The following is a 9,739-nucleotide window of genomic DNA, read 5'->3' as shown; positions in this document are numbered from 1 at the left end:
CTCAGCTCCACCAATAGCTCGGTTACGTCGCTTTCGTCGTCCACGTCCACCGGACTCTCGTCGGCTAATAGCTCGATCGGCTCCCTCTCGACCGGGCTGAGTTCGACCAACAGCTCCGTTACCTCGCTTTCGTCGTCGACCTCGACGGGTCTTTCGTCGGCAAACAGCTCGATCTCGTCGCTCTCGACTTCCACTTCGACGGGTCTCAGCTCGACCAATAGCTCCGTTGCTTCACTGTCGACTTCCACCTCGACCGGCATCAACTCGCTGTCCACGGGACTGAGCTCCATCAACAGCTCCGTTACTTCGCTCTCGTCGTCGACCTCGACGGGTCTTTCGTCGGCAAACAGTTCGATCGGCTCGCTTTCGACATCCACGTCGACGGGTCTCAGCTCGACAAACAGCTCCGTTGCTTCGCTGTCGACTTCCACCTCGACCGGCATCAACTCGTTGTCCACGGGACTGAGCTCCACTAACAGCGCCGTCACTTCGCTTTCGAGCTCCACGTCGACTGGTCTCTCGTCGGCGAATAGCTCGATCTCGTCGCTATCCACGTCGACTTCGACCGGGATCAATTCGCTGTCGACTTCCACTTCGACAGGTCTCAGTTCGACAAACAGCTCCGTTGCTTCACTGTCGACTTCCACCTCGACCGGCATCAACTCGTTGTCCACGGGCCTGAGCTCCACCAACAGCTCCGTCGTTTCGCTGTCGACCTCCACGTCGACCGGCCTCTCGTCGGCAAACAGCTCGATCGGTTCGCTGTCGACGGGCCTCAGCACGGTCACGACCAAAACCGACAATCTCGGCAACAGCACCGCAGCAGCCCTCGGCGGCGGCGCAAGCTACAACCCGGCGACCGGCTCGGTTTCCGCTCCGTCGTACACCACGTACAACGCGAACGGGACGACGTCGACCGCCGACAGCGTCGGCTCGGCAATCGACAGCATCAACAATCAGGGCATCAAGTACTTCCACGCGAATTCGACGGGCACGGACAGTCAGGCGCTCGGGACCGACTCCGTCGCGATCGGTCCGAACGCCATCGCCAACAACAGCGGCGACGTCGCGCTCGGCAGCGGCTCCGTCACCGGCACCCCGAACGCAACGCCGACCGGTACCGTCGGCGGCGTGACGAGCACGTTCGCGGGCGGCAATCCGACCAGCGTCGTGAGCGTCGGCGACGCGAGCACGGGCACCACGCGTCAGATCACCAATGTCGCGGCAGGTCAAATCACGGCGACCAGCACCGATGCGATCAACGGCTCCCAGCTCTTCGCGACCAATTCGGTGGTGAATTCGCTGTCGACGACGGTGTCGTCGTCCAGCAACGCAATCTCGTCGCTGTCGACCGGCATCACTTCGTTGTCGACAGGCCTGAGCTCGACTAACAGCTCGGTTACCTCACTGTCGACCTCTACGTCGACCGGTCTCTCGTCGGCAAATAGCTCGATCACGTCGCTCTCCACGTCGACTTCGACGGGTATCAACTCGTTGTCCACGGGTCTGAGCTCCACGGATAGCTCGGTCACTTCGTTGTCGACCTCGACGTCGACCGGCCTCTCGTCGGCGAATAGCTCGATCACGTCGCTCTCCACGTCGACTTCGACCGGCATCAACTCGCTGTCCACGGGTCTCAGCTCGACCGACAGCTCGGTTGTTTCGCTGTCGACCTCCACGTCGACTGGCCTGTCGTCGGCGAATAGCTCGATCACGTCGCTCTCCACGTCGACCTCGACCGGCATCAACTCGCTGTCCACGGGTCTCAGCTCGACCAACAGCTCGGTAACGTCGCTCTCGACTTCGACGTCGACGGGCTTGTCGTCGGCGAATAGCTCGATCACGTCGCTCTCCACGTCGACTTCGACCGGCATCAACTCGCTGTCCACGGGCCTCAGCTCCACCGACAGCTCGGTGGCGTCGCTGTCGACTTCCACGTCGACCGGCCTCTCGTCGGCAACCAGCTCGATCGGTTCGCTGTCCACGGGTCTGAGCTCGACAAACAGTTCGGTTACCTCTCTGTCTACTTCCACATCGACGGGTCTGTCGTCGGCCACCAGCTCGATCGGTTCGCTGTCCACGTCGACTTCGACGGGCATCAACTCGCTGTCCACGGGCCTCAGCTCGACTGACAGCTCAGTGGCTTCGCTGTCGACCTCCACGTCGACCGGCATCTCCTCGGCCACAAGCTCGATCGGCTCGCTGTCCACGTCGACGTCGACGGGCATTAATTCGCTGTCGACAGGCCTCAGCTCCACCGACAGCTCGGTGGCGTCGCTGTCGACTTCCACGTCGACCGGCCTCTCGTCGGCGACGAGCTCGATCGGTTCGCTGTCCACGGGCCTGAGCTCGACCGATAGCTCCGTCGCTTCGCTGTCGACTTCAACGTCGACGGGTCTGTCGTCGGCAACCAGCTCGATCGGCTCGCTGTCCACGTCGACCTCGACGGGTATCAACTCGCTGTCGACTGGCCTCAGCTCCACTGACAGCTCACTCACGTCGCTCTCGACCTCAACGTCGACCGGCCTCTCGTCGGCAACCAGCTCGATCAGCTCGCTCTCCACCTCGACTTCGACGGGCATCAACTCGCTGTCCACGGGCCTGAGCTCGACCGACAGCACGGTAACGTCACTCTCGACCTCCACGTCGACCGGCCTCTCGTCGGCCACAAGCTCGATCAGCTCGCTCTCCACCTCGACTTCGACGGGCATCAACTCGCTGTCCACGGGCCTGAGCTCGACCGACAGCACGGTAACGTCACTCTCGACCTCAACGTCGACCGGCCTCTCGTCGGCCACAAGCTCGATCAGCTCGCTGTCCACGTCGACCTCGACCGGCCTGTCGTCAGCAACCAGTTCGATCGGTTCGCTGTCCACTGGCCTCAGTTCGACCAACAGCTCGGTGGCTTCGCTGTCGACCTCCACGTCGACGGGCCTGTCGTCGGCCACAAGCTCGATCGGCTCGCTGTCCACCTCGACGTCGACGGGCATCAACTCCCTGTCGACTGGCCTGAGCTCGACCGACAGCACAGTAACGTCGCTCTCGACCTCCACGTCGACGGGCCTGTCGTCGGCCACAAGCTCGATCGGCTCACTGTCCACGTCGACGTCGACGGGTATCAACTCGCTGTCCACGGGCCTCAGCTCGACCGATAGCTCGCTCACGTCGCTCTCGACTTCAACGTCGACGGGTCTCTCGTCGGCCACCAGCTCGATCGGCTCACTGTCCACCGGCCTGAGCTCCACGAACAGCTCGGTCGCATCGCTGTCGACCTCGACGTCGACGGGCCTCTCGTCGGCGACAAGCTCGATCAGCTCGCTGTCCACCTCGACCTCGACCGGCCTGTCGTCCGCAACCAGCGCGATCGGTTCCCTGTCCACCGGCCTCAGCTCGACCGACAGCACGGTAACCTCGCTGTCGACCTCCACATCGACAGGCCTGTCGACAGCCACCAGCTCGATCACGTCGCTGTCCACGTCGACGTCGACCGCGATCGACGCCGCGAAGACGCACTACTACAGCGTCAACGACAACGGCACGCAGCAAGCCAACTACGCCAACGACGGCGCAACGGGCATCAACTCGCTCGCAGCCGGCGTGAACGCGAGCGCCGCAGGCGCCAGCAGCGTCGCGGTCGGCGACGGCTCGAACGCGCAGACGGCGGGTGCAGTCGCGATCGGCCAGAACGCATCGGCCACCGGCGGCAAGGCGGTGTCGATCGGCTCCGGCAACACCGCGAGCGGCGACGGCGCGGTCGCGATCGGCGATCCGAGCATCGCAACGGGCACCGGCGCAGTGGCGATGGGCGCGAACGACACGGCGACCGGCAGCGGCGCAGTGGCGCTCGGCAACGCGAACACCGCAACCGGCAACAGCGCGCTCGCCCTCGGCAGCTCGAGCCAGGCCACCGCGGACAACACGATCGCACTCGGCAACAAGGCAGTCGCAAGCGCCATCGGCGCCCAGGCCTACGGCTCGGCTGCATCGGCCACCGCGGCGGATGCGCTCGCCTTCGGCACGAACGCCACGGCGAACGTCGCGAACTCGATCGCCCTCGGTGCGAACTCGGTCACGAGCGCGGCAGTCGGCACCTCGAGCGCCACGATCGGCGGCGTCTCCTACCTGTTCGCGGGCAGCTCGCCGGTGGGCGTGGTGAGCGTCGGCCAGCCGGGGCAGGAACGCCAGATCACGAACGTCGCGGCAGGCCGGATCTCGGCCACCAGCACGGATGCGATCAACGGCAGCCAGCTCAACGCGACGAACCAGGCAGTCAGCAGCCTGTCCACGTCGACCGCGTCGAACATCTCGTCGCTGTCGACCGGCATCAGTTCGCTGTCCACGGGCCTCAGCTCGACCAACAGCTCGGTGACGTCGCTGTCCACGTCGACGTCGACGGCGATCAGCTCGCTGTCGACGGGCCTCAGCTCGACGAACAGCAACCTCACATCGCTGTCCACGTCGACCTCGACCGGCATCGGCTCGCTGTCGACCGGCCTGAGCACGACGAACAGCACGGTGGCGTCGCTGTCGACGGGCGTGACGAACCTGGGCGATCAGGTATCCCAACTGTCGACGACGATCAACAACAACACGACGCGCTCGTTGAGCAACAACGGTATCGCGGTCGACATGAACGGCACAGGCAACGATCGGCCGACCGTCACCGCCGGCACGAACTCGGTGGCGATCGGCGCGAATTCGAATGACGGCGGTCGTTCGAACGTGGTGTCGGTCGGCAGCGACACGCAGCAGCGCCAGATCACGAACGTCGCGCCGGGCACGCAAGGCACCGACGCGGTGAACGTGAACCAGCTGACGCAGGTGCAGACGACGCTGTCGACGGCACTGTCGGGCCAGCAGACGCAGATCAACTCGCTGGGTTCGCAATTGCAGCAGACCGACCAGATGGCGAAGCAGGGTATCGCGGCCGTCGGCGCGATGGCGTCGATCCCGCAGCTCGATCGCGACGCCAACTTCGGGATGGGTGTGGGCACATCGACCTTCCTCGGCCAGAAAGCGATGGCGGTCAACATGCAGGCGCGGATCACCGAGAACCTGAAGGCGTCGATCAACGGCGGCTTCAGCGGCGGTCAGAAGGTGATCGGCGCCGGCATGCTGTACCAGTGGAAGTAACGCGTCGCGCCGCCACGTCGCCGGCTCACGAGCCGGACGGCGCGCGGCGGCCCCGACGGCACGACGAGCCCGCCGCACAACCCGCGGCGGGCCTCGGTCAACCCAAGCTTTGAGGACGTAACCGTGAACAAACTCGCTCTTGCGCTCGCACTTTCCGCAACGGCCCTCGCCGCGTGCTCGACCGCATCCGGCCCGACCTTCAGCGCATCCGAACTGCAGCCGCGCGATGGCGTGCGCACCTTCCAGGTGGACTGCCACGGCCTGCTGTCGGGCCCGCAGACCTGCATGAAGGCCACGCGCAAAATCTGCGGCGATCAGCCGGTGCGCACCGTCGACTCGGCCCGCGCGTTGCGCGACGGCTCGGATCCCGCGACGCTGGTGTTCCAGTGCGGCGCCGCGCCGGCCGAAGCGGCATCGGCCGCCGAGCCCGCACCCGCGCCTGCCGCGGTCGAACACGTGAACCTCGCGGGCGACGCACTGTTCGCGACGGGCCTGGCCACGCTCACGCCGGTCGCGCGCGCATCGCTCGACAAGTTGTTGAGCGAACGCGAAGCCCGTACGTATACACAGGTCACGGTCACCGGTCATACGGATTCGGTCGGCAACGACGCCGCCAATCTCGCGCTGTCGAAGCGCCGCGCGGAAACCGTCGCGGGCTACCTGAAGTCACACGGGCTGAACGCGCAAGCCGTATCGGTCTCGGGCCGCGGCAGCGCGGATCCGGTCGCGTCCAACGCGACGGCCGAAGGCCGCGCGAGCAACCGCCGCGTCGACATCTCGCTGCAACGCTGAGCCGCCGGCCGTCGCACCCTCACGCGACGGCCCTGACCGGCAGCGCCCACCGCGCCGACAGCCCTTGATCAGCGCGCCGGCGGCTATGTCAAAGTTCGTCAGCCCCCTCCACAAACCGCTGACTTCCGTGCCACAATCGCCGCAGACAGCTGCCGGGGCGTTCCGCCCGCGTCGCGCGCCGTGCCAGTCCCGCGCGACGATCCACCGGAATCCGCCGGCCGCCCCGCGATCCGCATCGCGCGACTCGTTGTCGAGCGCGCGCCGGCGCGAACGCAACCACGACAATCCACGGCGCGCCGTTACGCGGCCAGGCACTCGACGCCACGGCCGAACGCACGACGCCGCAGAGGAAACCAACCGGTGACGGACATCAATCAAGCCGCCTCGCGCGGCGCCCGCAAGCAACGGCCGGCCGTCGGCATCTCGCTGTTTGCGCGGGACGGCCAGGCGATCTGGGAAAACGGCATTCACCAGAACATCGCGTACCTCGCGATGATGCTCAAGCGCTCGGACCGCGTCGGCCCCGTCTATTTCCTGAACGGCGGCGACGCGAACGCACTGCCGCTCGGCCTCGAACTCGACGGCCTCGACGTGCCGCTCGTGAAGCCCGCCGACGTCACGCACGAGCTTGACGTCGTGATCGAGATGGGCGCGCAACTGCCGATCGAATGGCTCAGGCACGTGAAGGCGCTCGGCACGAAGCTCGTCGCGTGCTACGTCGGCCACACCTACAGCGGTCTCGCTGAAACGCCGATCTTCGACAAACCTTCGGGGCACATCTTCAACGGCACGCAGTTCGATGAAGTGTGGGTGCTCGAGAAGTCGCAGAAGATCGACGTGCCGCTCTTGCGCACGCTCACGCGCGCGCCGGTTCATACGATTCCGCATCTGTGGTCGCCGTACTTCCTCGATCGCCGCATCGCCGCGCTGGCAAGTGAAGGCGTCACGTTCGGCTATCGGCCCGGCCGCCGTCCGTGGCATCTCGCCACGCTCGAGCCGAACATCTCGGTCGTGAAGTCCTGCCATTACCCGATGCTCGTGTGCGACGAGTTCTACCGCGCGCATCCGGATGCCGTGCAGCATCTGTTCGTCGTCAACGCGATGCACATGAAGGCGCATCGGACCTTCGTGCACTTCGCGAACAGCCTCGACCTCGTGCGCGAGCACAAGGCGACGTTCGAGCCGCGCATCGACCTGCCCGGCTTCATGGCGCGCCATGCGGATGCCGTCGTGTCGCACCATTGGGAAAATCCGCAGAACTATCTGTACTACGACGTGCTGTACGGCGGCTATCCGCTGATCCACAACTCGACGCTGCTCGGTGATGCCGGCTATTACTACCCGGATTTCGATTCCGTCGCGGGCAGCCACGCGCTGCGCGATGCATGGCTGCATCACGACGAGCGGCTCGACGACTATCGCGCGAAGGCCGACCGGCTGCTGCAGTCGGTCTCGATCGACAACCCCGCGAACCTGGACGCGTTCGTCGCGCGCCTGGTCGCCTGAACCGGAGCATACGCATGTCGGACTCCAATGCCCGTCAAGCGCCCGGCGAGGGCAAGCGTCTCGTCGTCGGCGTGTCGCTGTTCGTGCGCGGCGCCGGCCAGTCGCTGTGGGAAAACGGCATCTTCCAGAACTGCCTGCTGCTGATCCTGCTGCTGCGTCAGTCGCCGCACGTCGCTCAAGCCGTGATGGTGAACGGCGGCGAACAGCTCGCCGATCCGCAGTTGATGCTCGGCGAATGGGACGTGCCGCTGCTGTCGATGGACGAAGCGCTGCAGCGCTGCGACGTGCTGATCGAAATGAGCGCGCAGTTCAGCGCCGATTACCTGCGCGCGTTCCGCGACCGCGGCGGCAAGGTCATCACGATGCGGGTCGGCAACGACTACGTGATCGACATCGAGCGCGCGATGTTCGACAAGCCGTCGGGCTTCCTGTTCTCGGGCGCGCCGTACGACGCCGTGTGGACGATTCCGGAATTCGAGCGCTCGTGCCTGCACTATTACCAGACGGGCCTGCGCGCGCCGGTGACGATCGTTCCGCACATCTGGCATCCGATGCTGTTCGACAAGGCGCGCGCGACGCTCGGCGCCGGCCTGTCGTTCGGTTATCAGCCCGGCAAACCGCGCTGGCGCGTGACGATGTTCGAGCCGAACATCTGCATGGTGAAGACGAGCATCATCCCGATGCTGGTGACTGAAGAGGCGTATCGCGCGAAGCCCGAATTCCTCGAGTTCGTGCGCGTGTGCAACACGCTGCACCTGAAGGAACATGCGACGTTCGTCCACTTCGCGAAGAGCCTCGACATCGTGAACCACGGGATCACGACGTTCGAAAGCCGCTACGCGGTGTACGAGTTCATGGCCGCCTACGGCGACGCGGTGGTGTCGCACACGTGGGAAAACGCGCAGAACTACCTGTACTACGAGCTGCTGTACGGCGACTATCCGCTGATCCACAACTCGCCGTTCCTCGGCAAGGCCGGGTATTTCTATCCGGACTTCGATTGCCAGGCCGGCGGCCGGGCGCTGCTGCAGGCGTTCGACGAACACGACGCGAATCTCGAAGCGTATCGCGAGCAATCGAAGCATGTGCTCGACTCGGTCAGCATCTACAACCCCGACAACGTCGCCGCGTATTCCGACGCGATCGCGTCACTCTATCGCGACGCATGATGCGCCGCCCTCTCCCCGCTTCGGACTCCGACATGAACGCATACCGGCCCCTCTCCCGCGCGAAATGGTTGATCGGCTGCGCCGTCGCATCGCTCGCGATCGGCGCGCACGCGCAGGCCGGCGGCGAATCGGCGGACGCACTGCTGCGCGACGCCGACGCGGTGTTCAAGCAGCTCGATGCCGGCCAGTACGGCGCGGTGTGGGCCGATTCCGCCGCATTCGTGAAGGCACGCATCAAGCAGGACCAGTTCGCGGCGGACATGCAGCGCGCGCGCCAGTCGGTCGGCACGGTCCGCCATCGCGGCTGGGCGCAAGTCACGCGCATCCGCTACACGAACGCACCTGCAACGCCCGACGGGCTTTACGCGAACGTCGACTACGCGACGACGCTCACGACCGGCACGACCGTGTACGAAAAGCTGAGCTTTCGACTCGACGACGACGGCCGCTGGCACCTGACCGGCTATGTGCCGCGCCAGGGGCAGGATTTCACGCCGTAAGCTGCACTGCGTGCGAAGTCATCGTCGCGATTACGATCAACGTGCAGCGCGACGCCACGCAGTCGCGGATGATGGGCGTGTTCATCGAACCGTCCGATGCACGCCGGGAATGCGGAGGTTTCGGTAAGAACTGACGCGGTGCACTTGCCGATGCCCGCGATCGGTGAGCGTCAAGCGCGGCGCGCAAGCGACCGCGACGCTTGCACGCCGCCGTCTGCGCGCCGTGCAGCAAACGCGCGGCCATGCCGGCGTCCGATCCGCGCGAGCCTCATAAAACAGCCGAGTGCGGCGCCGCTGACCTGCCCGGCGCGCCTCGCGAGGCTGCCCGATACACCGCAGGCGATCGCCGAATCCTCGCCGCAGGCGCCCGCAAACACGCCGGCGTAGTAGTGCCGTGCCGCGAGTTCTCGGCCGTCGGCGTCGAGCGGCTTCATCCGGTGAATGCGGTGCGCGACGGCTTGCAGGCCGTCGAGATACGGCGCGACGTCGATCGGCGTATCGGTCGATTCGGCGCCGAGCTGCCACACCATGTCGGCCAGTTCAGCGATCGCGACGAGTTCGCGCGCATCGGCCGCCTGCGTGCCCGTTCCGTGCCCGATCTTGTTCGTCGCCGCCATGCCCACGCCCCTTTGCGATCCA

Annotated in this window: 6 protein-coding genes; 5 read left to right on the top strand and 1 reads right to left on the bottom strand. The window is 65.7% G+C overall.

Annotation, left to right across the window (positions count from 1 at the left end):
- The 5 genes from SB771_RS32345 to SB771_RS32325 form a co-directional block, all read left to right on the top strand.
- A partial coding sequence (locus SB771_RS32345) for a YadA-like family protein (protein ID WP_410721840.1) occupies positions 1-5,133 on the top strand: 5,133 nt, incomplete at its 5' end.
- 123 nt (positions 5,134-5,256) lie between these two features.
- Positions 5,257-5,925, top strand: a complete 669-nt coding sequence (locus SB771_RS32340) for an OmpA family protein (RefSeq protein ID WP_175658749.1) — start codon at positions 5,257-5,259, stop codon at positions 5,923-5,925.
- A 360-nt stretch (positions 5,926-6,285) separates the two neighbouring features.
- Positions 6,286-7,431, top strand: a complete 1,146-nt coding sequence (locus SB771_RS32335; RefSeq protein WP_175658748.1) for a DUF2827 domain-containing protein — start codon at positions 6,286-6,288, stop codon at positions 7,429-7,431.
- A gap of 14 nt (positions 7,432-7,445) precedes the next feature.
- Complete coding sequence (locus tag SB771_RS32330) at positions 7,446-8,600, top strand: DUF2827 domain-containing protein (RefSeq protein WP_006754840.1); 1,155 nt, start codon at positions 7,446-7,448, stop codon at positions 8,598-8,600.
- Positions 8,601-8,632: 32 nt separating this feature from the next.
- Positions 8,633-9,100, top strand: a complete 468-nt coding sequence (locus SB771_RS32325; RefSeq protein ID WP_105833158.1) for a DUF4019 domain-containing protein — start codon at positions 8,633-8,635, stop codon at positions 9,098-9,100.
- A 170-nt stretch (positions 9,101-9,270) separates the two neighbouring features.
- Here the strand turns inward: SB771_RS32325 and SB771_RS32320 are convergent, their stop codons facing one another.
- Positions 9,271-9,717: a hypothetical protein gene (locus SB771_RS32320; protein WP_175658747.1), complete on the bottom strand. Its 447-nt coding sequence runs from the start codon at positions 9,715-9,717 to the stop codon at positions 9,271-9,273.
- Between the last annotated feature and the right edge of the window lie 22 nt (positions 9,718-9,739).

The sequence above is a fragment of the Burkholderia sp. SIMBA_051 genome, from assembly GCF_046534915.1.
Taxonomy (GTDB): Bacteria; Pseudomonadota; Gammaproteobacteria; order Burkholderiales; family Burkholderiaceae; genus Burkholderia; species Burkholderia ambifaria.
Note: the sequence above shows the minus strand (reverse complement) of the source record. Positions and strands in the feature narration are given on the sequence as shown.

Coding starts and splice junctions, on each gene's coding strand:
- SB771_RS32330 (WP_006754840.1), top strand. CDS start 7,446: ATGTCGGACTCCAATGCCCGTCAAGCGCCCGGCGAGGGCAAGCGTCTC.
- SB771_RS32325 (WP_105833158.1), top strand. CDS start 8,633: ATGAACGCATACCGGCCCCTCTCCCGCGCGAAATGGTTGATCGGCTGC.
- SB771_RS32320 (WP_175658747.1), bottom strand. CDS start 9,717: ATGGCGGCGACGAACAAGATCGGGCACGGAACGGGCACGCAGGCGGCC.